Source organism: Amycolatopsis pittospori, assembly GCF_013870525.1.
Lineage (GTDB): Bacteria > Actinomycetota > Actinomycetes > Mycobacteriales > Pseudonocardiaceae > Amycolatopsis > Amycolatopsis pittospori.
The window spans coordinates 86,789-113,447 of record NZ_JACBXD010000005.1 but is presented as its reverse complement, the minus strand read 5'-3'; the positions used below and the strand labels follow the sequence as shown (position 1 = coordinate 113,447).

Sequence of the window (26,659 nt, the reverse complement as noted above, 5' to 3'; positions counted from 1 at the left end):
GCGTTTTACAGAATTCGTAACGAGGCCTAATCCTCTAGTGGCCGACACCCCGTTTCCCGCATTCTCGGTAATACGAACGAAAAGGTGAGAAACGAGGGGCTTGGCAATGAGAGCGAAGAACTGGGCGGCGATGACGCTAATGGCCGCGGGCACACTGGCGGCGTGCGCGACCCCGAATCAGGGTACGGCGACGCCCGTGGTCGCGGTGGCCGCTCCTCCGACCACGATCGTGGTACAGCCACCGGTGGTCGCGGTCCCGCCGCAAACGATTTACGCCGCACCTCCGACCACGCAGACGATCTATCCCGCCCCCGCGCCGGTGCCCTCGGTTTCGGCGGCCCAGACGGTGATCGCCTACTACGAGGCGATCAACCGGGGTGATTTCTCCACCGCGTGGAACCTCGGTGGACAAAAGCTCGCCAAAGGCGGCACTCTCGCCTCCTACGCCAAGGGATACGCGACGACTTCCTGGGTCGCTCTCACCGTGACGAGCGTGAGAGGGAACACGGTGTACGTCGATCTTTCGGCCCGGCAGACCGATGGTTCGCTGCGCACTTTCTCCGGCTCCTACACCGTTTCCGGCGGGGCCATCAGCTCGGCGAACATGAAACGGCTCTCGTGATCACAAGGCGGTGAGTCGCGAGATCTTCCAGCGGCCGTCGATTCGCTGCGCGGTGACCGAAAGCTGGGAGACCGACGACTGCGGCGCGCCGCCGCCCGCGGTGAGCGTCTGCTGGTCGAGGAACAACAGCACCTCGGCCTGTTCCCCGCGCAACGACCGGACGCCGAGCGAGCGGACGGTCGTCGTGCGGACCAGTTTCTGCTCCTCGGCCCGCTTCCGCGCCGAAGCGAACTGATCCCGGTACTGCCCGGTGGCCTCGCCGACGAGGACGTCGGCCGCGGCCCGTTCGGTCCGCGCGAGGTTGCTGTAGTCGTAGGAGAAGACCGCCTTCACCCCGGCGCCGACCTGGTCGGCGACCTCGGCGGTGGCGGACTGGTCCACCATGGCCGCGTTGCCGTCCGAACCCAGCGACGCCGCCTCCAGCCCGAACCACACCGCGCAGCCGACGGCCAGGACGATGATCGCGGTCAGGATCCGCGGTGTCCGCGCGTTCACGAGCCCGCCGCCTGCACCGCGCTGACCTTCCAGCCGTCCTCGACGCGCTGGTAGTCCACGGTCAGCCTGCTCACCTTGGGCGTAGCCGACCCGCCGCCGGTGCTGACCTTCACGTCCAGCACCGCCATCAGCCGTGCTGTCCCGGCGACGGCGTCGAGTTCGGTGACGGCGGCCTGCTTCAGCTTCGCCGTCGCGACCGTCTTGCTCGTGTTCGCCCGGTCGATCTGGACCTTCCGGTCGCCGGCGAGGTCCTTGCCGAGCCTTCCGGTGGTGACGCCGAGCCAGCGGTCGACGTCCTGGGCGCCGCTGCGGTAGTCGATCGTGTTGAGCATTTCGAGCTGCCCGGACGCGGCCGCGAGGACGGCTTCCCGCTCACGGCCGCGGGCCAGGCCGTCGTCCCCCGCGGCACTCCACCACGACCAGCCGGACCAGGCGGCCGCGAGGACCGCCACGGCGGCGAAAACAGCGAGAGCACGGGTGAGCACTACTTGCCGCCCAGCAACGCGCCCAGTCCACCAGGCCCGGATCCGGTGAGCAGGCTCAGTACCCCGGGCAGCTGCGCGGATTCCGCCGCCTGCGGGGTCTGCTTCGGCCGCTCCGGGACCGTCGGCGGCTTCCCGGCGTACGGGGCGTTCTGGGAGCCTCGCACGCCTGTGGGGCTTCCTGGCGGCTCGGCGCAGTACGCCTGCATGTTCACCGGCGCTTCGGTGAGGTCGTTCGCGGGACGCTGTTTCGTGCCCTCGTAGCCCTTGGTGCACGAGACCGGGTCGAAGAAGTTGAACACGACGCCGAGGTGGCCCGTGCCGTCCGGCGACGTCGACCGCGAGAACGCCGAGATGATCGGGTACGCGACGAGCAGTTCCTCGATCGCGTCCGTCCGGGCCGAAGTGATCTGGGCGGTGGTGAGCGTGTTCGCGAACAGCACACCGAGGTCGGTCCCCGACACCGCGAGCACGTCGCTGATCTGGCGGCTCAGCTTCGGCGCCTCGTCGATCACGCGCCGCAGATCCGGATCGGACGTCTTCAGCTGCGCGGCGATCGTCTTGAGCCCGCTGGAGAACCTGGTGATGTTGTCCGCCTGCCGCTGCTGCGTGTCCAGCACCGTCCGCGAACTGGCCAGCAGTCCTTGGGTGTCGGGCAGGTACTGCGTCGCCGTCGCGGTGAGGGAACCGGTGCTGTCGAGCAGTTGCCGCAGATCCGGGCCGGCGTTCGCGAAGGCCTCGTAGGTCTCGTCGACGACGGTCTTCAGCGACTCCGGCCGCACACTCGACACCAGGGAGTCCAGATTGGACAGGACGGTGTCCGGCGCGAGCGGGATCGAGGTCTTGTCGCGTTCGATGACCGACCCCTCCGCCAGGTACGGCCCGTTTTCGTGCATGGGCAGCAGATCGACGTACTGCTCCCCCACCGCCGACCGGTTCGCGACCGCGGCCTTGGTGTCCGCCGGGATCTTCGGCGCGCCCGAATCGATGTCCAGGCCGAGGTCGACGCCCTGGTCGGTGAGCGTCATCGACTTGACCTTGCCGACCGCGACCCCGCGATAGGACACCTCGGCGTTGACGAAGATCCCGCCCGAGTCCACGAGTTGGGCGGTGACGAGGTAGCCACGGGTGCCGAAAAGGCGGTCCAGCCCGGCGTATTTGCCGCCCGCGTAGACGACCGACACCACCGCGATGACGAGGAACACCGCCATCTGGATCTTGGTCTTGCGCGTGATCACCGGCCACCTCCCAGGATCGGCCCGAGGATCCCGCCGAGCACGCCACCGAGGACGTCGCCGCTCTGCCCCTGCGGGGCCTGGGGTGCCTGCGGGAGATCACCGGTGGGCAGCGGCAGCACCGGCGGCGCGGCGCCGCCGGAGAACGGGATCGCGCCCGGCGCGCCGGTCCCGTTCGCGCCGGGCAGCTGGATGATCGGCTGCGAGGAGTTGTTCATGTTCTCCAGGAGCGTGTCCAGGTTCAGGTCGATCTTGGCTTCCACGTTGGCGTAGTCACCCTTGATCACGTTGCCCGCGTAGTCCGGGAAGGGGTACGTGAGCAGGATCCGCAGCGCCGTCGGCAGGTCCTGGCCCGCCTCGGTCAGCTTCTTCAGCGTCGGCTGCAGCGCGCGGAGGTTCGCGACCAGGCTTTCCCGGCTGGCGTCGATGGTGTCGGTCGCGACCCCGGACAGCGTGTTCAGCGCCTGCAGCATGCCGACGAGCTGATCCCGTTGTTCGGTCACGACCTTGAGCCCCGGCGAGAGGTGGTCGAGCGCGTTCGTCAGGTTCTGCGTCTGCCCGACCAGGGTTTTGGACAGCTTGTCGAGACCGTCGATGGCCCGCAGGATCTCACCCTTGTGCCCGTCGAGTTCGGTGGCGAGCTTGTCCACATTGGACAACAGGGCACGGACCTCGGTCTCGTTGCCGGTGAGCGCGTCGTTGAGTTCGTGGCTGATCTTCTGGATCTGCTCGACGCCGCCACCGTTGAGCAGCAGGGAAAGCGCGCCGAGGACCTCTTCGACCTCGGGATTGCGGTTCGTCCGGTCCAGCGGGATCTTCGCCCCCTCGGCGAGGGTCCCTTCGGGCTTGCCGTCGGACGGCGCGTGCAGGTCGACGAACTTCTCCCCCAGCAGGCTCGACTGGCGTAGTTCGGCGCGCGCGTTCGCGGGGAGCGCGATGTCGCCGTTGACGACCATGGCGACCCATGCGGAGCGCGTGTCCGAAGCGAGGTCGATCTTCTCGACCCGGCCGACCGGGACGTCGTTGACCTTCACACTCGCCTGCGGCACGAGGTCGAGGACGTCGGAGAACTGCGCCGTGAGCCGGAACGGGTGATCACCGAGACCCGCTCCACCCGGCAGCGGGGTGTTGTACAGCCCGGAAAACCCGCCGTCACTGCACCCGGCCAGCACGAGGACGCCCGCCATCACTCCCGCGATCTTCTGCCGCTGCCTCATTTCGGGACTCCCTTGGTGAGGACGTCGACCAGCGGGAGCGGCAGCGGCGGCAGTTCGCCGCTCTGCAGTGAGGCCAGCACCTGCGGTATCGACGGCAGCTTCAGCGTGCCGTCGAGGACGGGCGCGAGTTTCTTGCAGATGCCGCCCAGCGTGTCCGGGATCGGCTTCGGCGTGCCCGCGCTGATCAGCCGGCAGACGGTCAGGATCGGCGGATGGGTCAGCTCGTTCAGGTTGTCCCGTACCGCGATCGTGCCGGACGCCGCGTCGTAGGAGTTGATGAAGTTCGTCGCCCCGGTCGGCGCGATGTCGATCACCTCGGCGAGCGAGGCGCGCTGGTCCACGAGCACCTTGGTCAGCCCGGCCAGCTTGTCCACATTGGACGAGAGCAGGTCCTTGTTCTCCGCGACGAACTTCTCGACGTCGCCCATCGCCGTCGCGAGTGAACTCAGCGCGGCGCCGACGTCGGCGGAATCGGCGGCCAGGAACCCGCTGACGTCGGCGGCCCGCCGGTAGAACTCGTTGAGCTGCTTGTCGCTGTCGGCCAGCGCGGAGGTGAAGGAGTTCAGGTTCTGCACCGTGCTGAACAGATCGTCCTTGGAGCCGTCCAGCGTCTTGGCCAGTTCGGACAGCCGGGTCACGGTGGTGTTGAGGTTCTTCCCGTTCCCGTCGAGGTTCGCCGCGGCCGTGTCGAGTACGTCGGACAGTGCGCCGTTCTTGTTGGCGCCGTTGGGTCCTAGGCTCGTCGAGAGCTTGTCGAGACTCGTGTAGAGATCGTCGAGTTCGGCCGGGGTCGCCGTCTTCTCCTTGGCGATCACCGCGTCCGTGGCCATCTCGGGACCACTCTCGTAGGCCGGGGTCAGCTGCACATACCGGTCACTGACCAGGCTCGGCGAGACGACGACGGCGCCCGCGTCCGCCGGGATCGGCGTGTCGTCGTCGATCCGCATGTCGACCCGGACCGCCTCACCCTGCGGCGTGACGCCGGTGATCTCGCCGACCTTCACCCCGAGCACCCGCACCGAGGAGCCGGCGTAGAGCCCGACGGTCTTGCCGAAGTACGCGCTGATCCGCGTCCCGCCGGGTTCTTTGAACACCAGCCAGAGGCCCGCGGTCAGGATCAGCACGAGGACGCAGGCGAACGCGACCCACGTGTAGACCGTGCGGCCGGTGCGTGTGTGGATGGTCATCGTCCCCCCACTCCCTGGTTCGGCGCGGCGATCGGCGGCGTGCAGCCCTCCGGGTTGACCTGGAAGGCGCCCGCGATGATCGTCGGCGGCAGCAGCCCGCACAGGTAACCCTCGAACCAGCGCCCGTTCCCGGTCGCGTTCGCGCCGACCCGGGCGAACGGCGCCATCAGCTGAAGGCTGCGGCTGAGGTTGTCCTGGTTGCGCTGCAGCACATCGGTGACCTTGCCGAGCTTCTCCAGCGTCGGTTTCATCGTCTGCCGGTTGTCGGCGACCAGTCCGGACAACTGCGCCGAAACCTGCTGGGTGCCCTTGAGCAAGGCGCTGATCGCGTCCTTCCGGTTCTGCAGTTCGGCGAGCAGCAGATTGCCGTCGTCGAGGATCCGTTTCAGCTGGGCGTTGCGGTCGGACAGCGTCTTGGACACCTTGCTCGTGTTGGACAGCAACGTCTTCAGGTCGCCGTCACGCGAGGAAACCGTCTTGGACAAGGAAGAAAGGCCGCTGAGCGCGTCCTTCAGGTACTGCGGGCTGTCCTTGAGCGCGTCGGACAGCACGGTGAAACTCGTCGCCAGCTGCGCGGTGTCGATGTCGCCGACCGTCCCGGACAGCTGCTGGAAGGCGTCCTGCAGTTCGAACGGCGTCCGCGTGCGGTCCAGCCCGATGGTGGCGTTCGGGTCCTGGCTCGCCTTGCCTTTCGGCGTCAGCGCCAGGAACTTCTCCCCCAGCAGCGTCTTGATCTCGATCGACGCCGCGGTGGCGTCGCCGACCCGGACGTCCTTCACCCGGAACTTCACCAGTACCTTCTTGCCCGCCAGCTCGACCGAGCTGACCTGGCCGACCTTGACCCCGGCGATCTGGACCTCGTTGTCCGGAGCCAAGCCGGCCGATTCGCCGAAGTACGCCGAGTACGTCGTCCCGCTGCCGAAGAGCGGGATCTTGTCGGAGAAGTACGTCGTCGCCGTGATCAGGACGATGAGGATGAGCGTCACCCCGCCCACCGCGGCCTGGTTGCGTTGCTTGAGCGGCTTCACGGCCCGCACCTCTCCGGTCGCTGCGTGCCGGGCAGCGGCGTGATCGGCAGTTCGATGTTGAGCGATTTGATGCCGATGCTGCCGGAGATCCCGCACAGGTAGTAGTTGAACCAGCTGCCGTAGCTCAGGGTTCTGGTGAACTTCTGCAGGTTGCCCGGCAGCACCTGCAGGAGATGGTCGATCAGCTGTTCCGAATCGCCGAGGTTCTGCGACAGCGCGCCGAGCTGCACGACGTCGTCCTTGAGCGCGGGCCGCGCGTCCGCGAGCAGCCCCGTCGTGGCGACCGTGAGATCGCCCAGCGCCTGGACCGCCTCCCCGATCGGCCGCCGCTGCTCGGACAACCCGGTGACCAGCCGCTGGGTCTGGTCGATCAGCTCGCCCAGCTGCGGCGAACGCTTCTCGACCGTGCCGAGCACGGTGTTGAGGTTCGCGATGACGTCGCCGATGATCTTGTCCTTGCCCGCGATCGCCGACGTGACCGACGCGGTGTGCGCGAGCAGGCTGGTGATCGTGCCGCCCTCGCCCTGGAACACCTGGATGATCTCGTAGGACAGTTTGTTGACGTCCTCGGGATTCAGCGCGCGGAACAGCGGTTTGAAACCGTTGAAGAGCACCGTCAGGTTCAGCGCCGGTTTGGTGCGCTCCGGGGGGATGATCCCGCCCTGCGGCAACGACTTCTCGTCACCGATGTCCGTGCCGAGCGAGAGATACCGTTGCCCGACCAGGTTGCGGTACTTGATGGTCGCGGTCACCGACGCCGGCAGCCGGTGCGTGGTCTGGACGTCGAAGTGGACCTGGGCGAAGTTCCGTTCGCCCTCCTCGACCTCGATCCGGCCGACCTGCCCGACCTTCACGCCGACGATGCGGACGTCATCGCCCTCCTTGAGCCCGGACGCGTCGGTGAACTTGGCGACGTAGCCGGACGTCTCGCCGAAGTTCGTGTTCGCGATGGTGGCGCCCAGGACCGCCGTCAGGAGGACGGTGACGACGGCGAAGATGAGGATCTTGACCAGATCCGGGACGAAGGACCTCACCTGAGCCCCACCTCGCTCGCCGATCCAGCGACTCCGGCTGCTCCAGCGCCGAGCCGAGCGTGTTGCGAAAGCCACTTTCGCAACGTTGAAGGTTGCGAAAGTGGCTTTCGCAACGTCGGCCCCGCGGTCGAGCGGCCTGAGGCGTCGGTACAGGGGGTCGTGAGTGGCGATTCGGGTTCTAACCCGAATCGCCACTCACGACCAACCCGACCCACACGTGTCCGCAGGTTCGCCGCCCGCCGCACTTTCCGCTCCCAGCTCATCGGAGTTCCACCTCCGCGCCGCGGTACAGCGGCCCGACCAGCAGGCTGCCCCAGTTCGGCACCTGGTCCGGGGTCGTGCCCAGGGCCGGCGACACGAGCAGGTCGATCAGCCGCTGTTCGTCCGGCGTGTTCACCACCGAGCCGCCCGCACTCCCGCCCGAGGGCACGGTCCCCTTCGAAGGCAGCGTGCCGTCGGGATCACGCGGCGGCGCGGGTTTCGAAGAGCCGTCGTCGATCGCGCCGTCGGGCGGGTATTGCGGCCAGCGGCCGGGTGGCGGCACCTCGGGGTAACACCGGGGGCCGCGTTTGTCGTTGTACTTCGGCTCATCGACGCCGGGGAGGTACTTGCCGCGGCTCGGCGTGAACTCGATCGTCACACGGCTGACCTCGGGATGCGCGGTGCCCTTTCCGAACGCGAGTTCCGCGCGCGGCACCGAACCGGCCAGTTGCTTGAGCAGGCACGGGTACTCGGGCGCGTACTTCGCCAGCACGTCGAGCGTGGGCCGCAGGTTGGTGGTGAGGCGGATCAGGTTGTCCTGATTCACCTTCAGGAAACTCGTCAGGTCGATCGAGGCCGCGGTCACCGTCGAGTAGACGTCGGCGAGACCGCGCTGGCTCTCCACCAGTGTCCTGCTCGTGGTGGTCAGATCCGACAACGCCGCCAGCAGATCCGGCGCGGCCTTGTCGTAGATCGCGGCGGCGTTCGCCACCCCGGAGATGTCGGCCTTGAGGTCGGGCAGTGACGGGTTCACTTTCCCCAGATAGTCCGAAAGCCCCGCCAGTGTCGAGCCGAGTTCCTTGCCCTGACCATCCAAAGCGGACGCGACCGCGTTCAGGGTGCTCGCCATCTTCTCCGGCTGCACGGCCTGCAGCAGCGGCATCACGTTGCCGAGCACGGTTTCCAGCTCGATCGCGCTGCTGCTGCGGTCCTGCGGGATGACGTCGCCTTCACCGATGTGCCGCTCCGGCTTCTCCGGGATCTGCAAAGCGACATAGCGTTCGCCGAACAACGTCTTCGGCAGCAGCCGCGCGGACACGTTGGACGGGATGACCTTGGTCTTGTCCGGCTGCAGCGCGAGTTCCATCGTCGCGTGGTCGCCGTGGGCCTGGATTCCCCGTACCTCGCCGACGACCATCCCGCGCACCTTGACGTCCGCGCCCTCGCGCATCTGGTTGCCGATGCGGTCGGTCTCCAGCTTCACCAGGGTCACCGAGGTGAACACCTTCTCGTAGAAGGCGATCGTGGTGACGAAGAACAGCACGACGACCACGAGGAAGATCAGGCCCAGCACCTGGTGCCGGAGCCGCTGCAGCAGTATCCCCCTGTTCAACCGGAAATCCTCACCGTCGTCGTGGCGCCCCAGATCGCGAGGCTCAGGAAGAAGTCGAGCACCGAGATGAGCACGATCGCCGTCCGCACGGCACGGCCGACGGCGACGCCGACCCCGGCGGGCCCGCCGCTGGCGGTGTAGCCGTAATAGCAATGGGAAAGGATGACGAGCACGCTGAAGATGATCACCTTGAGGAACGACCACAGCACGTCTTCGGGCGGCAGGAACAGCGTGAAGTAATGGTCGTAGGTGCCGGCGGACTGGCCGTAGAGCCAGATGGTGATCTGCCGTGAGGCCAGGTAGGACGAGAGCAGGCCGACGGCGTAGAGCGGGATGACCGCGGTGACGCCGGCGATCACCCGCGTCGTCACGAGGTACGGCATGCTCGGCACGCCCATCACTTCGAGCGCGTCGATCTCCTCCGAGATCCGCATGGCGCCCAGTTGCGCGGTGAACCCGCAGCCGACGGTGGCCGAGAGCGCGAGCCCGGCCGAAAGCGGCGCGACCTCGCGGGTGTTGAAGTAGGCGGAGATGAACCCGGTCAGCGCGGCGGTGCCGAGCTGGTTGAGCGCGGAATAGCCCTGCAGGCCGACGATGAGCCCGGTGAACAGCGTCATCCCGATCATCACGCCGAGCGTCCCGCCGATCACCGCGAGCGCGCCGGTGCCGAAGCTGACTTCGGTCAGCAGGCGGAAGACCTCCCGGCCGTAGCGCCGGATCGTGCGCGGAGTCCAGGCCAGCGCCCGGAAGTAGAAGGACAGCTGCCGCCCGAATCCCTCCAGCATCGCGCCGGGGCGCGCGATGATCTCGAGAGTCCGGTCCGTGACAGCGGGTTCGGCGGCCATTTCACATCGCCTTCGGTGGCACGATCCGCAGGTAGATCGCGGTCAGCACGACGTTGATCAGGAACAGCAGCAGGAACGTGATGACCACGGCCTGGTTCACCGCGTCGCCGACGCCCTTCGGCCCGCCCGCCGGGTTCAGCCCGCGGAACGCCGCGACCACCCCGGCGACGAAGCCGTAGAGGAGCGCCTTGATCTCGCTGATCCACAGGTCCGGCACCTGCGCGAGCGCGTTGAAGCTGGCGAGGTACGCGCCCGGGGTCCCGCCCTGCATGACGACGTTGAAGAAGTAGCCGCCGAGCACACCGACGACGCTGACCAAACCGTTCAGCAGCACCGAAACCACGATCGCGGCGAGTACGCGGGGCACGATCAGGCGCTGGATCGGGTTGACCCCGAGCACCTCCATCGCGTCGATCTCTTCGCGGATCTTGCGGGCGCCGATGTCGGCGCAGACCGCGCTGCCGCCCGCGCCCGCCACCAGCAACGCGGTGATCAGCGGGCTCGCCTGCTGCACGATCGCGAGCGCGCTGGCCGCGCCGGTGAACGACTGCGCGCCGATCTGCTGGGTCAGCGAACCCAGTTGCAGTGCGATGACCGCGCCGAACGGGATCGCGACCAATGCCGTCGGCAGGATGGTGACGCTGGCGAAGAACCAGCACTGCTGGATCCATTCGCGGAATTGGAACGGACGCTTGAAGATCGCGCGCAGGACCTCCCACGACAAGGTCGCGAGCCTGCCGACCTGTGTGAGCGCACCGATTCCCGGGGCAGACGCCGTCGCTCCCACAGAACCTCCCAGTCCTTTGCCCCGAGTCTTACTCCACCCGCCGACGCCCCATTGCGTTAGCGGTGTTCACTCTGCTCTCGGCACCTCCGCCTCAATCCATCCATGCCCCCGCCGCCACCCTCAACGGAGGCGCTTCGCGCCCGATCAAAACTTGAGTGCGTGCGTCGCGGTGGCGCCGCCGTCGGCGACGAACTCCGCGCCCGTGCAGTACGAACTCTCGTCACTGGCCAGGAACAACACGAGTTTGGCGATGTCCTCCGGCTGCCCGACCCGGCCCAGGGCGACCTTCTTGCCGACCCACGACATGTCGACTTTCTGCCCGCCCGCCGCGGCGGCGACCATCGGCGTGTCGATCGCGCCGGGATGGACCGAATTGACCCGGATGTTCTTCGCGCCGAGTTCGAGCGCCGCGACCTTGGTCATGCCGCGGATCGCGAACTTGCTCGCGGTGTAGGCGACGAGGAAAGGCATCCCGGCGAGTCCTTCCACAGAGGACACGTTCACGACCGAGCCGCCTCCGGCCCCGGTCATCGGTTCAACGACCGAACGCATCCCGAGAAACGTCCCGATCTGATTGACCCGGATGACGCGTTCGTAGTCGGCCAGCGTCGTCTTGCCCAGTTCCGAGAAATGCAGGATGCCGGCGTTGTTGACCAGCACGGTCGGCGGTCCGAACTCGCTCTGGGCGCGTTCGATCGCGGCATCCCATTCGGCCTCGTCACCGACGTCGAGATGCTGGTAGACGGCCGATTCGCCGAGGTCGGCGGCGAGTTTCTTGCCGTCGAGGTCGTTGATGTCGGCGATCACCACACGCGCGCCCTCGGCGACGAACAGCCGAGCGGCCGCCTCACCCTGACCCCGGGCACCGCCGGTGATCAGGGCGACCTTGCCATCGAGCCTGCCCACTACATCATCTCCTCGGTCATGGCAGCGACATGATTTCGGACGCGGAGAACATGCGTTCCGGGTCGCGGTCGGCGAAGTAGCCGCCCACGCATCCGACGAGTTCGTCGGTGGTCCAGGTGCCGTTGACGGTGTCGAACCGCTGTTCCACCGACGGCGGCCGCATGAGCGCGACCATCCCGCCGTAGACGAGGAACACCTGGCCGTTGATCCGGTCGGACTCGGGTCCGCAGAGGAAGGACACGAACGGCGCGACATGGTCGACCGAGAGCGGGTCGAGCCCCTCCGGTGCGTCGGCTCCGAAGACGGCCTCGGTCATCGCGGTGCGGGCGCGTGGGCAGATCGCGTTGGCGCGGACGCCGTAGCGGGAAAGGCCGCGCGCGGTGGAGACGGTCAGCGCGGCGATCCCGGCCTTGGCCGCACCGTAGTTCGGCTGACCGGGGGCGCCGAGCAGGAACGACTCCGACGCGGTGTTGACCACGCGGCCGTACACCGGCACGCCGTCTACTTTGGACTTGTCGCGCCAGTACGCCCCGGCGTTGCGGGAAAGCAGGAAATGCCCGCGCAGGTGGACGCCGAGCACGGTGTCCCAGTCGTCGTCGGACATCGAGAACAGCATCCGGTCGCGCAGGACGCCCGCGTTGTTGACCACGATGTGCAGGCCGCCGAAATGGTCGACGGCGGCGGTGAGCAGCGCGTCCGCCGTCGCGGATTCCGACACGTCACCGGTGACCGCGAAGGCCTTGCCACCTTCGGCCTCGATCTCGTCGGCCACGGTCCGAGCCGCGGCCGAGACGTCGTTGACCACCACCGAGGCACCCGCCGCGGCCAGCGCCAGCGCCTCCGCCCGGCCGAGTCCCGCCCCGGCTCCGGTCACGATGGCCGTCTTGCCGTCCAAACTCACTCCGGGCCTCCTTGCCTCTCGGACACACTAGAATCTGTTCTCGCTACACGCAAGGCCCAGATGAACACCGCTAACCACGTATGAGCAGCGCATTCTTCGGGCAACTCGCGACAGCTTGAGAAACACGTTCTACTTGATTCTGAGGAACCTCGGCCGACGCGAGGACCAGCTCTTCCTCGTCGTCGAGATCGAAGACCTCGGGCGCGAAGCCGACACAGATCGCGTTCGCCTCGCAGAGCGAGCGGTCGACGTCGATCTCCATATTCCCTCCTCGCCGCCACACCTGGTACAACTAGAACAGGTTCTACCCTACCGCCGCGAGCGGCTATGGCACCAGTAACGAGCACCGACGGCAGAGGTGACGGATGCGGATCGACTACACGCCGGAGCAGCGCGCACTGGCCGGGGAACTGCGGGAGTACTTCGCCGGGCTGATGACCCCCGAACGCCGCGAGGCCCTCGCCGGAGACGGCGGCGAGTACGGCGACGGCCTGGTGTACAAGGAAATCGTCCGCGACCTCGGCAGCTCGGGCTGGCTCGCGCTCGGCTGGCCGCGCGAGTACGGCGGACAGGACCGGCCGATGCTCGACCAGCTCATCTTCACCGACGAGGCGGCCGCGGCCGGGGTGCCCGTCCCGTTCCTCACGGTGAACACCGTCGGCCCGACGATCATGCGCTACGGCACCGAAGAACAGAAGGCGTTCTACTTACCGAAGATCGCCGCCGGCGAACTGCACTTCGCGATCGGCTACTCCGAGCCGGGCGCGGGGACCGACCTGGCGTCGCTGCGCACCCGCGCGGTCCGCGACGGCGACGACTACGTGATCAACGGCCAGAAGATGTGGACGAGCCTGATCGAGTACGCCGACTACATCTGGCTGGCCGCCCGCACCGACCCCGAGGCCCGCAAGCACAAGGGCCTCAGCATGATCATCGTGCCGACGTCGGCACCCGGGTTCTCCTGGACCAAGGTGCGCACGGTCGCCGGCCCGGGGACGAGCGCGACCTACTACGACGACGTCCGGGTGCCGGTGACCTCCCGGGTCGCCGGGGAGAACGAGGGCTGGCCGCTCATCACCAACCAGCTCAACCACGAGCGTGTCGCGCTGACCTCCGCCGCGCCGATCCAGACGTCGCTGCGGGATGTGCGGACCTGGGCGCAGACGACCAAGCTGCCCGACGGCTCCCGGGTCATCGATCAGCCGTGGGTACGGCTGCACCTGGCACGGATCCACACCCACGCCGAGTACCTGAAGCTGCGGAACTGGCGGATCGCCTGGGCGGCCGCGAGCAGCGAACTGGGCCCGGCGGAGGCTTCGGCGACCAAGGTGTTCGGTACCGAGTTCGCCACCGAGGCGTACCGGCTGATGATGGAGATCCTCGGTGCGGGCGCCGTGGTCCGCGAAGGCTCCCCCGGCGCGCTGCTGCGCGGCCGGATCGAACGGCTGCACCGGTCTTCGCTGATCCTCACCTTCGGCGGCGGCACCAACGAGATCCAGCGGGACATGATCGCCGCGACCGCCCTCGGCCTGCCCGTCACGCGCTAGGAGGCATTGATGGACTTCACGCTCACCGAAGCGCAGACGGACCTCGCGTCGCTGACGCGGCGGATCCTGACGGACAAGGTCACCCCGGACGTCCTGGGGCCGCACGGTTCCGGCGGCTACGACGCCCCGCTGTGGAAGGCGCTGGCGCAGGCCGGGGTCGTCGACGCCGCGCTGCCGCAGACCGTCGGTGGCGGTGGTTTCGGGTTGCTGGAGCAGTGCTCCGTGCTGGCCGAGATCGGCCGCGCGGTCGCCCCCGTTCCCTATCTGACGTCGGTCGTCCAAGGCGCGGCGGCGGTCGCCGAGTTCGGCGACGGACGGCTGGCCGAGCGCTGGATCGTCCCGGTCTTCCGCGGCGAGCAGGTGCTCGCGGTGGCGCTGCCGGACTTCGGCGTGCCCTGCGGGTTCACCGCCGAAGCCGACGGCGACGGCTGGCGGCTGACCGGCGCGCAGACCGCGGTGGCCTCGGGCGCGTTCGCCCACGGGTTCCTCGTCGAAGCGGCCATCGACGGCGGACACCAGGTGTTCCTGCTCGACCGGGACGCCGTGACCGTCTCGCCGCAGCGAACGGTCGACCACGCCGACGCGGCGCTCGTCGAACTGACCGGTGCGAAATCCGCGGTTTCCCTGGGCGACATCGGCGAATGGCTGCGGCTGCGCGGCACGATCGGTGTGTGCGCCCAGCAGCTCGGCGTCGTCGAGCGCGCACTGGAACTGACCGCGGCGTACGCGCGTGAACGGAAGCAGTTCGACCATCTCATCGGGAGCTTCCAGGCGGTGCGGCAACGGCTCGCCGACGCGTATGTCGACGTCGAGGCCGTGCGGTTGACGTTGTGGCAGGCCGCCTGGCGGCTGAGCGAGGGACTTCCGGCGGCGGAGGAGGTCGCGACGGCGAAGTTCTGGGCGGCCGAGGCCGGGCACCGGGTCGCGCACACCGCGGTCCATGTCCACGGCGGCGTCGGGATCGACGTCGACCACACGCTGCACCGTTATTTCGTGGCGGCGAAACGGCTCGAGTTCACCCTGGGCGGCGCGACCGCGCAACTGCGCGGACTCGGCGACCTGCTGGCCGCGGATCCGGCATGACCGCCACGGTCACGGAACTCCTGCTCGCGCGGGCGGAGGACCCGTCGACCGGGCTGTTGTTCGAGGACCGGCGCTGGTCCTGGGCGGACCACGTCCAAGCCTGCACCGGGTACGCCGCCGCGCTCGCCGGGATCCTGCGTCCCGGCGGGCATTTCGGGCTGCTGGCGGACAACGTGCCCGAGTTCTCGTTCCTGCTCGGCGGAGCCGCGCTCTCGGGGCATGTCCTGGTCGGTCTGAACCCGACGCGCCGGGGCGCGGCGCTGGCCCGCGACGTCGCGCTGGCCGACTGCGAGATCGTGTTCGCCGAGGACCACCACCTGCCGCTTCTCGCCGAGGTCGGCGTCCCGGTGCTGCGGCTGGACGACCTCGAACCGTTGCGGCAGGCCGTGGTGCCGGTGACGGCGAAGCCCGAAGACCTGCTGATGCTGATCTTCACCTCCGGCACCAGCGGTGATCCGAAGGCCGTCCGCTGCACGCACGCCAAGGTCGCCTTCCCCGGTGAGATGCTGGCCGCCCGGTTCGGTTTGTCCACCGAGGACACCGTGTACGTGTCGATGCCGATGTTCCACTCCAACGCCATCATGGCGGGCTGGTCGGTCGGGCTCGCCGCGGGCGCCGGCATCGCGGTGCGGCGGCGGTTCTCGGCCTCCGGTTTCCTTCCGGACGTCAGGAAGTTCGGCGCGACCTACGCGAACTACGTCGGCAAGCCACTGTCCTATGTGCTCGCCACACCCGAGCGGGACGACGACGCCGACAACCCACTGAAACTGGTCTACGGCAACGAAGGCGCGGAGGCCGACCTCGCCCGCTTCGGCAGGCGGTTCGGTTGTCACGTCGTCGACGCGTTCGGCTCGACCGAAGGCGGTGTGAACTTCGGCCGGGACGCCACCACTCCCCCAGGCTCGCTCGGGCGTCTGCTCGACGGCGTCGCGGTGCTCGACCCGGAAACCGGGAAGCCTTGTCCCCCGGCGGAATTCGACTCCGGCGGGAAGCTGCTCAACGCCGCCGAGGCGGTCGGCGAACTGGTCAACACCGGCGGCGCGGGCTTCTTCGCGGGCTACTACGGCGATCCCGAGGCCGAGGCCGAGCGGATGCGCGACGGGATGTACCACACCGGCGACCTGGCCTACCTCGACGCGGACGGCTACTGCCACTTCGCCGGGCGGCTCGGCGACTGGCTGCGCGTCGACGGCGAGAACCTCGGCACCGCCCCGATCGAACGCGCGCTCGTCCGGCATCCCGCCGTCAGCGAGGCGGCCGTGTACGGCGTCCCGGACCCGCGCGTGGGCGACCAGGTGATGGCCGCACTGGTCTGCCGGACGCCGGTCGACGCGGCCGAGATCGCCGCTTTCGTTGCGGCACAAGGTGATCTCGGCCCGAAGCAACGCCCCCGGTTCGTGCGGGTGGTCGAGGAGCTGCCACGGACCGCGACACACAAGGTACTCAAACGGGAGCTGGCCGCCGAGGGTGTCGGGGATGCCTGGGAACTGCGATACCCCTGATCCCCGCGTTTAGTCCTCTGAATGCGGTACTTGCGCGTGCAACTACCGCATCCAGAGGACTAAACGCGGGCGAGGGTGAGGGCGTCACCCGCAGGTGATCCCAGGGTCGGGACGGGTGATCTTCCCGATGTCCCGGCACCCGCTCGGTCCCTACGTTCGTTGCCATGAAACGAACTCTGCGCCGGGCCGGCGTATTCGCCACCGCTCTCGCCTTGCCCGCCGCCCTCGTCACGCCGTCCGCGTCGGCGGCCCCCGTCCGCCTCGGCCTGCCCGCGCCCACCGGCCCGTACCTGGTCGGCAGCACCGACCTCCACCTGATCGATCACTCCCGCCGGGATCCCTGGGTTCCGGGTGTCACGCGGGAACTGATGCTCACCGTGCGGTATCCGGCGCTGCCGAGCGTGAAGCCGAAGGCGCCGTACATGGCGCCAGGTGTCGCGAAAGCGGTGGCCGAAGGTGACGCCGTCAAGCTGGGCATCGACGCGGATCGGCTCGATTACCGGTTCCCCACCAACGCCCGCGTCGGTGCGCCCCCGATCGGCGGCAAACGGCCCGTCGTGCTCTATTCGCCTGGCGGCACCTTGTCGCGGTCGCACGGCACCACGCAGATGGAACAGCTCGCGAGCGAGGGTTACGTCGTGGTCGCCATCGACCACACGCACGAGGCCGAGGCTGTCGAGTTCCCCGGCGGCCGCGTCGCGAAGAAGGCCTTGCCGCCTTCGAGCATCGAGGTGTCGAAGCGGCTCATGGAGACGCGTGTCCAGGACACGCGGTTCGTCCTCGACTCGCTGGCCGGGAAAGGCGTCGACCTGTCCCGGGTCGGCATGTTCGGCCATTCCGCCGGTGGGTTCACGGCGGGCGAGACGATGGTGTCCGACCGGCGCGTCGACGCCGGGGCGAACCTTGACGGCAGCATGGCCTACTCGCAGTCGCAGCGGCTCTTCGGGCGCGTCGTGAACGAAGGGCTGGACCGGCCGTTCCTGCTGATGAGCGCGGGCGACCACAGTGCCGCGTCGGACACGTCGTGGCAGGAGTTCCAGAAGAACCAGCGCGGCTGGACCCGGGAAACCCGTCTACCGGACGGTGAACACTTCAGCTACACCGACTACCAGACCCTGTTGCCGCAGTTGGGCAACGCTCCGGCCGCGTTCATCGGCACCGTCGACCCGGCGCGGAGCGTCGCCACCCAGCGCGCCCACCTCTCGGCGTTCTTCGACAAGACCTTGCGTCACCGAAGCAGCGACGTGACCAAGGTGTCCTTGAGCCAGGTTTCGTAGTCGTCGTGGCTCCAGCCGGCCTCGGTGACGAGGTCGGCGTGGACGCCCGCGCCCATCAGGGCGACGGCGATGTCGGCCGCCCGGGGTACCACCTCGCGGCCGCCCTTCCGGACGCGGTCGATCACCATCTCGATCCCGAGACGGTTGCGCCGCGCGCCCTCGACCTGCGTCGCGGCGATGTCCGGATCGACGGCCGCACCGGAGCCCAGCATCGTGACGATGTCACCGCAGCGTTCCCGGACCTGGCGGGCGACCGTGGCCAGCAGGCCGAGCAGCGCGACCGGATCGTCGGTCCGCCGCGCCTCGGCGACGAGGTCGTGGATCCCGGCCTCGTCGTCGAGGAGGTCGACGAGCCCGCCGAGGACCCCGGCCTTCGAACCGAAATGGGCGTAGACCGTCTGCGTCGACACGCCCGCTTCCTGCGCGATGAGGCGGATCGGCGTCCGCGCGTACCCGCGTTCGGCGAAGAGCCCGCGGGCCGCGGTCAGGATCGTGCGCAACGTCAGCGCCTCGCGCCGGTCGCGCAACCGGACGATGCCGGGGAGGTCCGCTGGCATGTATGCTCCTCGAAACTTAGAACGTTGTTCTAGCTACTTGATCGATGTTCCATGGAGAGGATAGCGATGACCACGGAAGAGATCATCACCGCGCTGGAGCGCGCCTGGAACACCGGCGACGGCGAGGCGTGGGCCGCCCGGTTCGCCGAGGACGCGGAATTCGTCGACGTCGTCGGCCGCATCCAGCGCGGCCGCGCGACGATCGCCCGCGAGAGCCAGAACATCTTCGACACCATCTATCGGGGAAGCACACTGGAGATCCGCCAGGTGTCGAGCCGTCCGCTCGGCGGCGGGATCGACCTCGTGCATACCGCGACCGTGCTGACCATCCCGGCCGGCCCCCTCGCCGGGGAAGCACGAGCGGTACAGACGAAGCTCATCCGCGACGGTGAGATCGTCGCCTTCCACAACACGATCAGGACCGATATCGCGGCGTTCGCCGGCCACGACGCGGACCTCGCCGCCCGCTCGCCCCAGGAGTGGGATTCCTGAACCGTGCCGTTCGCGGCAGACTGACGTCGTGACGCGCTTGAGGAACCACTGGCTCTGGCCACTCGTCGTCAGCGTGCTCGCGCTCGGCGCCTTCGCCGGTCTCGGCCTGCTGACCCGTACTGTGCTCGCCTCACGAGGCAACCGGGCGCTGGCGGATTCCGGCGAGTTCGTGGTGTGGTCGCTCTTGATTGCGGCGTCCGCGGTGCTCTTCGCCTTCCTGTTCGCGCACTCGGTCCCCCTGACGGCCTGGCTCCGGCTGGCCGGGGTCGCCGTCTGGAAACCGGCGCTGGCGTACGTCGTCTTCGCCGCGATCCTCTTCGCGTTCCAATGGAAGATCGGTTCACCGATCGGCGATCTCAAACCCACCACGGCCATCGGGGTGTCGCGGACCCTGCTCGCCCTCGGCCTGGTCGCGGCGGCACCGGCCGTCCTGGGACTCTGGCTCAACCACACCCGGCTGCGCCGGATCTCCCGCGTGCTCGACGGCGAGACCACCGAACGGGAACGCGCGGTCGACGTGCTGGGCGAACTCCTCGAATGCAAACGCGCCAACGGAAGCTGCCTCATGGTGCTGGCGCTCATCGTGTCGACGGCGGTCATCGACGCCGGTGCCCAGCGCCGCGCGTTCCTCGCCACCGGCACCCCGAAGGAAGCCTTTCCGCCGGAAGGAGTGCTGCTCTACGGCGCACTGTTCACCGCGATCTCACTGCTGCTCTACGTGCCGGTGTTCCTGGCCTGGAAGGCGCGCTGCCTGCGGGTGGTCGACGAAATCTATCCGCTGCCCGCCGACGCCCGCCCCACCGAGGACTGGCAGGCCGGACGCGCCAGGTTGACGCACCTGATGGGCACGGACAACACCGTGGGCAAGACCGTCACGGCGGCGTTCGGGATCCTCGCGCCGCTGCTGACGGGCGTGCTCAGCGTCGTACTCCCAGGGCTCAAATAGCGGCGTTGATCGGCCGCAGCCGCCGCGGCCCGGTGTCGGGGCGGGTCGGCGGCGGGCCGAGCACCATCCGGGCGTTGGCGACGAACGCGCCGTCCGGTGAGGCGAGGATCGGGTCCAGGGTCATCGAGCGGACCTCGGGGTTGTCCTCGGCGAGCGCCGCGACGCGCAGCACGATGTCCTGCAGCGCGGCCAGATCCGCCGGTTCGTCGCCGCGGTAGCCGGTCAGCAGCGGCGACGTCCGCGGTTCCCGCAGCAGGGTCGCCGCGTCGACGTCGGTGAGCGGGACGGCGCGGTAGGCCCGGTCCCCCAGCAGCGTGCTGACCAGCCCGGAGAGCCCGAACGAAACGAGCGTGCCGAAGGACGGGTCGTCCTGGAGTCCGATCACGCACGAGATGCCCTTGGGCGCCATCCGCTGGACGTAGACCTCGTCGTCGCCGGAGATCTCCCGCAGATCGGCGTACGCGCGCCGCACACTGTCCACAGAGGACAGGTCGAGTCGCACCCCGGCGAGGTCCGGCCTGCCGCGAAGCCGCTCGTCGACGGCCTTGAGGGTGACCGGGAAACCCAGGTCCTCGGCCGTCTTCACCGCCTCGTCCGCGGAGGTCACGACACGGAACGGGACGACGTCGACGCCGTAGCAGGCCAAGAGCCGGACCACGTCGTCGTCCGACAGCAGCGTCGTCTTGCCGTCCTCCGCGGACAGCAGTTCGGTGACGATCGACTGTGCCTGCTCGGTGTGCACTCCCGCGGGCCGCACCAGGTTGCCCTGCGGCCGCTGCCGCCAGGCGGCGTAGCGCACGACCCGCGCGAGCGCGTTCACCGCGCGTTCGGGGCTCGGATACGAAGGGACCGAACCCCGCGTCGGCACGCCGTCCTCGGACAGCACGGCCAGTTCGTCCGGCACCCCCTCGACGGCGAGGAAGGTCGACACGATCGGCTTGTCCTTGTCCATCTCGACGACCGCTTCCCGCAAAGCGCGGGCGTAGGCGGTGCCGGGGATCGCGAGCGGCGGTACGAACACCACGACCAGGGCGTCGGTTTCCGGCGAATTGAGCGCCTCCCGCACGGCGGTGGCGAACTCCTCCGGACCCGCCTGCGGTCCGACGTCGACCGGATCGGAGGCCAGCCGCAGGCCCTGGGCGCGCGCGGTGTCGGCGGCCAGCAGACCGATGGCGCTGGAGTTGCCCACGATGGCGATCCGCGGGCCGGCGGGCAGCGGCTGATGGGCGAAGACCAACGCTGTGTCGAAGAGTTGCGCGAGCGTGTCGACGCGGACGACGCCCGCCTGCTCGAACAGGGCCTGCACGCTGGACTCGTCGACCTCGGCCGACGTCGCGGCCAGCTGCGGGCGCACCGCGTGCCTGCCGGATTTCACCGCCACCACCGGTTTCGTCCGCGCCAGCCGCCGGGCCAGCCGCGCGAACTTGCGCGGGTTGCCGAACGATTCCAGGTACAGCAGCACGAGGTCGGTCGCCGGATCGGTTTCCCAGTACTGCAACAGATCGTTGCCCGAGACGTCGGCGCGGTTACCCGCCGAGACGAACGTCGAAAGCCCGAGGCCGCGCGCTTCGGCGTCGGCGAGGATCGCGGTGCCGAGCGCGCCGGACTGGCAGAAGAACCCGGTGCGGCCACGGGCGGGCAGGCGTGGCGCGAGGGTGGCGTTGAGCCGAACGGAGGCGTCGGTGTTGAGCACACCCAGCGCGTTCGGGCCGACCACGCGCATTCCGTGCGCCCTGGCCTCCCCCACCAGCCGCAGCTCGGCGTGCAGGCCGTGCGGACCGGCTTCGGCGAACCCGCCCGAGACGATCAGGAGGGTTTTGACCCCCTTGGCCAGCGCACCGTCCAAAACGGACTCGACGGCTTCCGCGGGCACGGCGACCAGCGCGAGATCGACGACGTCGGGAATGTCCACGACGGACGGATAGGCGCGGACACCGCGGACGGACTTGTGCTCCGGGTTGACCGGGTAGACGGTCCCCGCGAAGTCGGCGCTCAGCAGGTTGGTGAGAACGACGTAGCCGATCTTCGTCGGATCGGTGGAGGCGCCGATCACCGCGACCGACCGGGGATGTAGCAGGTTGTGCACGCTGCGCGCCTCGGCGGCCTGCTCGCGGGCCCGGGCGACCGCGAGGGACTCCTCGGTCGGGTCGATGTCGAACTCCAGATGCAGCACGCCTTCTTCGATCTCGCGGCTGACCTGGTAGCCCGCGTCGCGGAACACCCGGACCATCCCCGCGTTCTCGGCGAGCACTTCGGCGACGAAGCGGCGCAACCCGGATTCCGAAGCCGCGGCGGCGAGATGCTCCAGCAGGATCGACCCCAGCCCACGGCCCTGATGGGCGTCGTCGACGACGAACGCGACCTCGGCCGACGGCCCGTGGTCGAGCCGTTCGTAGCGGCCGACCGCCACGATGTCGTCGCCCAGCAACGCGACGAAGGCGACCCTGTCGTGGTGATCGACGACGGAGAACCGTTCGAGGTCCCGCTGCGGGATCCGCGGATACGCGCCGAAGTACCGGAAGTACCGGGTGCGCTCGGACAGCCGCCCGTGGAAGGCGACGAGACCGTCGGCGTCGCTGGGGATCACCGGCCGCAGGTGGACCGTGCCACCGTCGGAGAGCAGGACGTCGGCCTCCCACTCGCGCGGGTAGTCGAACGGATCCCTGAGCCCGGTGTTCTCGGTGGTCATGTCAGTCCCTCGGATCGTCCGGATCGAGACCGTGCAGCGGGAAGATCGCGCGACGGGTGTCGCGGATGGCGATGTCGACCGGCTCGTCCGCCCCGTCTCCCCACGGGACGAACGCGGTGTCGCGGTCGTCGGACATCCGGGGCGGGATCTCGGCGTTCGGCGCCGCCCTGGAGATCGACGCGACCCAGTTCGGCGGCAGCGCCGTCGACGGGTCGACGTCGCGGTCGAGCACCGTGGCGAGCAGATGCGTCCACGAGCGCGGCACCACGCGGATCAGCTGATAGCCCCCGCCGCCCACGGCCAGCCAGCGGCCGTCCGCATACGCCTCGGACAGCTCACGCAGCCGCCGGTAGATCGCGCGATGGCCGTCGACCGAGAGCGAAAGGTCGGCCAGCGGGTCTTCCTCGTGCGAGTCGACCCCGCACTGCGTGACGAGGATCTGCGGCCGGAACTGCTCCAGCATCGACGGCACGACGGCGTCGAAAGCACGCAGCCAGCCGCCGTCGCGGGTACCGGGCGGCAACGGGAGGTTGATCGCGGTGCCCTCGGCGCCGCCCTTGCCGGTCTCCGCCGAATAACCGGTGCCGGGCCACAGCGTGAACGGGTGCTGGTGCAGGGAAACGGTCAGCACGCGGGGATCGTCGTAGAACGCGGCCTGCACCCCGTCGCCGTGGTGCACGTCGGTGTCGACGTAGGCGATGCGGTCGAAACCGTGGTCCAGCAGCCACGAGATCGCGACCGAGCAGTCGTTGTAGACACAGAACCCCGACGCCCTGTCCGGCATCGCGTGGTGCAGCCCGCCGGCGATGTTCACCGCACGGGTCGCCTCGCCGTCGGCGATCTTGCGCGCGGCCAGCAGCGTCGAGCCGACGACCAGCGCCGAAGCCTCGTGCATGCCGGTGAACACCGGGTTGTCCTCGGTGCCGAGCCCGTGCGCGAAATCCGCGCCGGTCATCGGCGCCTGCCGGACCGCCTCGATGTACTCGCCGATGTGGACACGGCGGAGTTCGTCGTCCCCGGCGGGACCGGGGACGAGCAGTTCGACCCCGTCGAGCACGCCGAGTTCGGTGGCGAGCCGGATGGTCAGTTCGAGCCGCACCGGGTTGAACGGATGCTCGCCGCCGAGGTCGTAACCCAGCAGCGAGGAGTCCCATACGACGGCCGGTGCTCGCATGGTCCGAACTCTAGTGCCCGGAAGCGGCTCGTGCCCCGTCCCGGACCGCCCGCGGGTCAGCCGGGCAGGTCGCCGGTGGCCACCGGACGCTCCGGATCGCGAGACCAGTGCGACCACGAACCCGCGTACAGCGCGGCGGGCTCGGGATGGCCGGCGACCTCCAGCGCGAGGACGACGGAGGAAGCGGTGACGCCCGATCCACAGTAGACACCGACCGCGGTCTCCGGCGTCACGCCGAATCCTTCGAACCGCTCGGCCAGTTCGGAGGCGTCGCGCCAGCGGCCGTCCTCGGCGAGATGCCCCGAGTAGGGCGCGTTGACCGCGCCCGGGATGTGCCCGGCGCGCGGATCGATCGGCTCGTTCTCCCCCGCGTACCTCGGCTTGGCCCTGGCGTCGAAGAGCAGTCCCTCCCTGGCGAGCGCGGCGGCCTCGGCCGCCTCCAGCACCGGCATTCCGCCGGGTTTCACGACGATGTCGCCCTCCTCGGGCGAGGGGACCTCGTCCGTGAGCGGGCGTTCCTCGTCGGCCCAGGCGGCGAATCCGCCGTCGAGTACGGCGACCTCGGCGTGCCCGGCCCAGCGCAGGAGCCACCAGGCGCGCGCCGCGACCGACCCGTCGGAGTCGTCGTAGACCACGACCGGGTGACCGGCGCGGACCCCCGCCGCCCGCAGATGCCGCTGCAGCGTTTCCGGCTCCGGCAGCGGGTGACGGCCGCCGTCACCCGGCTCGGCGGCGAGCGCGGTGTCGAGGTCGACGTACACCGCGCCGGGGAGATGTGCCTCACGATAGGAATCGGCACCGGGCGGTCCGGCGAGCCGCCAACGGACGTCGAGGACTACGGAGCGTGCCGATTCCGGGCCGGAGAGCCGCGCGGCGAGCTCGCTGGTGGTGATCATGGGGCGCATGGGCCCATCTTCCCGTGCCTTCCTGCTCGCCGCCCAGCTTGGGGGACTTTTCCGGGCAGAGGGCTTGTTATCCCCACGCCTGCGTCGCTGTCGGTGCCAGCGACTACGATGAGCAACGCGGACGAAGGGGACAGCGTGAACGATCTCATCGACACCACAGAGATGTACTTGCGTACGATCTACGAGCTCGAAGAAGAGGGTGTCGTCCCGCTGCGGGCCCGGATCGCGGAACGGCTGCAGCAGAGCGGGCCGACCGTGAGCCAGACCGTCGCCAGGATGGAGCGCGACGGACTGGTCGTCGTCGCGGACGACAGGCACCTGCAGCTGACCGACCACGGTCGCGAACTCGCGATCGCCGTGATGCGCAAGCACCGGCTGGCCGAGCGCCTCCTGGTCGACGTGATCGGCCTGGAATGGGAGCACGTCCACAACGAGGCGTGCCGCTGGGAACACGTGATGAGCGAGGCCGTCGAGCGCAAGCTCGTCAAGCTCCTCGACCACCCCACCACCTCGCCCTACGGCAACCCGATCCCCGGGCTGGACAAGCTCGGCGACGGCGATCCCGCGCCCCCGGCCGAGTCCGATCTGGTGCGCCTCGACGAGTTCGCCCGCACGGGCGGCGGCGAGGTCGAGATCCGGCGTATCGCCGAACACGTTCAGCTGGACGAGACGCTGATGACCGAGCTCAAATCGGTCGGCATCGTGCCCGGCAGCCGGGTCAAGGTCGGCAAGGCGGCACCCGGCGGGACCATCGAGGTCACCGGCGGCAACAACACGGCCCAGGTACCCGTTTCGGCGCTGCACGCCGTGCTGGCGCAGGCGCGGTGAGCGCCGCGTCGGACGCTGAGGCGACCTTCCGGGAGCTCCACGGCCGGGCTCCGGCCGGGGTCTGGTCCGCTCCCGGCCGGGTGAACCTGATCGGCGAGCACACCGACTACAACGACGGGTTCGTGCTGCCGTTCGCGCTGCCGCACCGGCTCGCCGCCGCGGCGACGCCGCGCGAGGACGGCGTGCTGACCGTGGCCACCCTCGGTTCGGACGGCCGGGTCCAGGAATCGGGCCCGCTCACCATCGCCGATTTGAAGCCCGGCGCCGTCGAGGGGTGGGCCGCGTACCCGGCGGGAGTCGCCTGGGTACTGCGAGACCAGGGTCTCGACAAGGGCGCGGACCTGGTGATCGCGGGGGACGTGCCCTCGGGGGCGGGCCTGTCCTCCTCTCACGCGCTCGAATGCGCCGTCGCGCTCGCGCTGCTGGGGCTCGCGGGCATCACCCCGGGCACCGGCGGCGGCTCGCCGACCCTGCACGAGGTCGCGCGCTGGGTGCAGCGATCGGAGAACGACTTCGTCGGCGCGCCGACCGGGCTGCTCGACCAGACCGCGTCCCTGTGCTGCACGGAATCGAACGTCCTGTTCCTCGACGTCCGCTCGGGCGAACTGGAGCAGGTGCCGTTCCCCCTGGAGGAATCGGGCGTCCGGATCCTGATCATCGACACCCGCACGAAGCACTCGCACGCCGAGGGCGGCTACGGCGAACGCCGCCGGGGCTGCGAACGCGCCGCCGAACTGCTCGAAGTGAAGGCGCTGCGGGACATCGACGTCGACGGGCTCGACGCCGCCCTGGCCAAGCTGCCCGGCGAACTGGTGCCGCTGGTGCGGCATGTGGTGACGGAGAACCAGCGGGTGCTCGACACCGTGGAACTCCTGCGCGCCGGACGGATCACCGAGATCGGCCCGCAGCTCGACGCCTCGCACGTCAGCATGCGCGACGACTACCGGATCTCCACCAAGGAACTCGACCTCGCCGTCGCTTCGGCCCGCGAGGCCGGCGCGCTCGGCGCGCGGATGACCGGTGGCGGCTTCGGCGGTTCGGCGATCGCGCTGGTCCGTGAGTCCGATGTGGACACCGTCGGGCGGGCGGTGAAGGCCGCGTACGAGGCGGCGGATCTGCGCCACCCCAGGCTGTTCACCGCTGTGCCTTCGCGCGGCGCGGGCCGCGACGAGCTCTAAGGCGCGTTTCACAAGTCTGTTCGATCGCGAACCCGGCTTGGGAAACAAGCCCTGCACTCCGACCCCCGGGCGCGCGTCGGTGTCCGGGGCGAGGAGACTGGGCCGCGACCGCATCCGCAGCAGAAAGGCGCGAACGTGACCGACGAAC

General features: G+C 69.2%; 26 protein-coding genes. 9 read left to right on the top strand and 17 right to left on the bottom strand.

The genetic code is table 11. The features are described from left to right. Positions 1–106 precede the first annotated feature (106 nt). Entirely contained in the window at positions 107–622 is a 516-nt protein-coding gene (locus tag H5J31_RS04425; RefSeq protein ID WP_181771141.1) for a hypothetical protein, read from the top strand. On the opposite strand, the gene H5J31_RS04420 is transcribed toward H5J31_RS04425, so the two are convergent. The 13 genes from H5J31_RS04420 to H5J31_RS04360 form a co-directional block, all read right to left on the bottom strand. Then, complete coding sequence (locus tag H5J31_RS04420; protein WP_181771140.1) at positions 623–1,117, bottom strand: hypothetical protein; 495 nt, start codon at positions 1,115–1,117, stop codon at positions 623–625. Beyond that, positions 1,114–1,602: a hypothetical protein gene (locus H5J31_RS04415; RefSeq protein WP_181771139.1), complete on the bottom strand. Its 489-nt coding sequence runs from the start codon at positions 1,600–1,602 to the stop codon at positions 1,114–1,116. Before H5J31_RS04415 ends, H5J31_RS04420 begins: the two co-directional genes overlap by 4 nt. Next, positions 1,602–2,837, bottom strand: a complete 1,236-nt coding sequence (locus H5J31_RS04410) for an MCE family protein (RefSeq protein WP_181771138.1) — start codon at positions 2,835–2,837, stop codon at positions 1,602–1,604. The genes H5J31_RS04415 and H5J31_RS04410 overlap by 1 nt, the downstream gene beginning before the upstream one ends. Beyond that, on the bottom strand, positions 2,834–4,051 hold the full coding sequence (locus H5J31_RS04405) for an MCE family protein (RefSeq protein ID WP_181771137.1): 1,218 nt from the start codon (positions 4,049–4,051) through the stop codon (positions 2,834–2,836). The genes H5J31_RS04410 and H5J31_RS04405 overlap by 4 nt, the downstream gene beginning before the upstream one ends. Further along, entirely contained in the window at positions 4,048–5,238 is a 1,191-nt protein-coding gene (locus H5J31_RS04400) for an MCE family protein (protein WP_181771136.1), read from the bottom strand. Before H5J31_RS04400 ends, H5J31_RS04405 begins: the two co-directional genes overlap by 4 nt. Further along, positions 5,235–6,266 (bottom strand): MCE family protein, encoded by a 1,032-nt coding sequence (locus H5J31_RS04395; RefSeq protein WP_181771135.1) that lies wholly within the window; start codon positions 6,264–6,266, stop codon positions 5,235–5,237. Before H5J31_RS04395 ends, H5J31_RS04400 begins: the two co-directional genes overlap by 4 nt. Next, complete coding sequence (locus H5J31_RS04390; RefSeq protein WP_181771134.1) at positions 6,263–7,300, bottom strand: MCE family protein; 1,038 nt, start codon at positions 7,298–7,300, stop codon at positions 6,263–6,265. Before H5J31_RS04390 ends, H5J31_RS04395 begins: the two co-directional genes overlap by 4 nt. A 259-nt stretch (positions 7,301–7,559) precedes the next feature. Continuing rightward, complete coding sequence (locus H5J31_RS04385) at positions 7,560–8,894, bottom strand: MCE family protein (RefSeq protein ID WP_181771133.1); 1,335 nt, start codon at positions 8,892–8,894, stop codon at positions 7,560–7,562. Beyond that, positions 8,891–9,739, bottom strand: a complete 849-nt coding sequence (locus H5J31_RS04380) for an MlaE family ABC transporter permease (protein WP_181771132.1) — start codon at positions 9,737–9,739, stop codon at positions 8,891–8,893. Before H5J31_RS04380 ends, H5J31_RS04385 begins: the two co-directional genes overlap by 4 nt. A 1-nt stretch (position 9,740) precedes the next feature. After that, positions 9,741–10,526: an MlaE family ABC transporter permease gene (locus H5J31_RS04375; protein WP_181771131.1), complete on the bottom strand. Its 786-nt coding sequence runs from the start codon at positions 10,524–10,526 to the stop codon at positions 9,741–9,743. Positions 10,527–10,670: 144 nt separating this feature from the next. Beyond that, entirely contained in the window at positions 10,671–11,432 is a 762-nt protein-coding gene (locus H5J31_RS04370; protein ID WP_181771130.1) for a glucose 1-dehydrogenase, read from the bottom strand. 16 nt (positions 11,433–11,448) lie between these two features. Further along, positions 11,449–12,333 (bottom strand): 3-oxoacyl-ACP reductase, encoded by an 885-nt coding sequence (locus tag H5J31_RS04365; protein ID WP_181771129.1) that lies wholly within the window; start codon positions 12,331–12,333, stop codon positions 11,449–11,451. A 70-nt stretch (positions 12,334–12,403) separates the two neighbouring features. Continuing rightward, entirely contained in the window at positions 12,404–12,595 is a 192-nt protein-coding gene (locus tag H5J31_RS04360) for a ferredoxin (protein WP_181771128.1), read from the bottom strand. A gap of 103 nt (positions 12,596–12,698) precedes the next feature. On the opposite strand from H5J31_RS04360, the gene H5J31_RS04355 reads away from it, so the two are divergent. From H5J31_RS04355 to H5J31_RS04340, 4 genes are all read left to right on the top strand, one after another. Then, entirely contained in the window at positions 12,699–13,880 is a 1,182-nt protein-coding gene (locus H5J31_RS04355; protein ID WP_181771127.1) for an acyl-CoA dehydrogenase family protein, read from the top strand. A 9-nt stretch (positions 13,881–13,889) separates the two neighbouring features. Beyond that, positions 13,890–14,963 (top strand): acyl-CoA dehydrogenase family protein, encoded by a 1,074-nt coding sequence (locus tag H5J31_RS04350; protein ID WP_181771126.1) that lies wholly within the window; start codon positions 13,890–13,892, stop codon positions 14,961–14,963. Continuing rightward, a complete protein-coding gene (locus H5J31_RS04345; RefSeq protein WP_181771125.1) occupies positions 14,960–16,465 on the top strand; it encodes a long-chain-fatty-acid--CoA ligase in 1,506 nt (501 codons plus the stop codon). Before H5J31_RS04350 ends, H5J31_RS04345 begins: the two co-directional genes overlap by 4 nt. 164 nt (positions 16,466–16,629) lie before the next feature. Then, positions 16,630–17,742, top strand: coding sequence for an alpha/beta hydrolase family protein (locus tag H5J31_RS04340; RefSeq protein WP_181771124.1), 1,113 nt, complete (start codon positions 16,630–16,632; stop codon positions 17,740–17,742). Here H5J31_RS04340 and H5J31_RS04335 read toward each other — a convergent pair. Next, the gene (locus H5J31_RS04335) at positions 17,694–18,299 is read right to left on the bottom strand and encodes a TetR/AcrR family transcriptional regulator (protein ID WP_181771123.1); all 606 of its coding nucleotides are present in this window, start codon (positions 18,297–18,299) and stop codon (positions 17,694–17,696) included. The two genes, H5J31_RS04340 and H5J31_RS04335, sit on opposite strands and share 49 nt — an antisense overlap. 66 nt (positions 18,300–18,365) lie before the next feature. Between H5J31_RS04335 and H5J31_RS04330 the strand changes: the two genes are divergently transcribed. Beyond that, positions 18,366–18,791, top strand: a complete 426-nt coding sequence (locus tag H5J31_RS04330; protein ID WP_181771122.1) for an SgcJ/EcaC family oxidoreductase — start codon at positions 18,366–18,368, stop codon at positions 18,789–18,791. 28 nt (positions 18,792–18,819) lie between these two features. Then, positions 18,820–19,737, top strand: a complete 918-nt coding sequence (locus tag H5J31_RS04325) for a hypothetical protein (protein WP_181771121.1) — start codon at positions 18,820–18,822, stop codon at positions 19,735–19,737. On the opposite strand, the gene H5J31_RS04320 is transcribed toward H5J31_RS04325, so the two are convergent. The 3 genes from H5J31_RS04320 to H5J31_RS04310 are packed head-to-tail and all read right to left on the bottom strand — an operon-like array spanning position 19,730 to position 24,505. Then, the gene (locus tag H5J31_RS04320; protein WP_181771120.1) at positions 19,730–22,426 is read right to left on the bottom strand and encodes a bifunctional acetate--CoA ligase family protein/GNAT family N-acetyltransferase; all 2,697 of its coding nucleotides are present in this window, start codon (positions 22,424–22,426) and stop codon (positions 19,730–19,732) included. The two genes, H5J31_RS04325 and H5J31_RS04320, sit on opposite strands and share 8 nt — an antisense overlap. 1 nt (position 22,427) lies before the next feature. Beyond that, positions 22,428–23,600 carry an acetoin utilization protein AcuC gene (locus tag H5J31_RS04315; protein WP_181771119.1) on the bottom strand — a complete coding sequence of 391 codons (1,173 nt, stop codon included), beginning with the start codon at positions 23,598–23,600 and terminating at the stop codon, positions 22,428–22,430. A gap of 56 nt (positions 23,601–23,656) precedes the next feature. Then, a complete protein-coding gene (locus H5J31_RS04310; RefSeq protein ID WP_181771118.1) occupies positions 23,657–24,505 on the bottom strand; it encodes a sulfurtransferase in 849 nt (282 codons plus the stop codon). Between the two features lie 108 nt (positions 24,506–24,613). Here H5J31_RS04310 and H5J31_RS04305 point away from each other — a divergent pair, with 108 nt between their 5' ends. Both H5J31_RS04305 and galK read left to right on the top strand, forming a co-directional pair. After that, positions 24,614–25,333, top strand: coding sequence for a metal-dependent transcriptional regulator (locus H5J31_RS04305; RefSeq protein WP_207897405.1), 720 nt, complete (start codon positions 24,614–24,616; stop codon positions 25,331–25,333). Then, positions 25,330–26,511: a galactokinase gene (galK, locus tag H5J31_RS04300; protein WP_181771116.1), complete on the top strand. Its 1,182-nt coding sequence runs from the start codon at positions 25,330–25,332 to the stop codon at positions 26,509–26,511. The genes H5J31_RS04305 and galK overlap by 4 nt, the downstream gene beginning before the upstream one ends. Positions 26,512–26,659 lie beyond the last annotated feature (148 nt).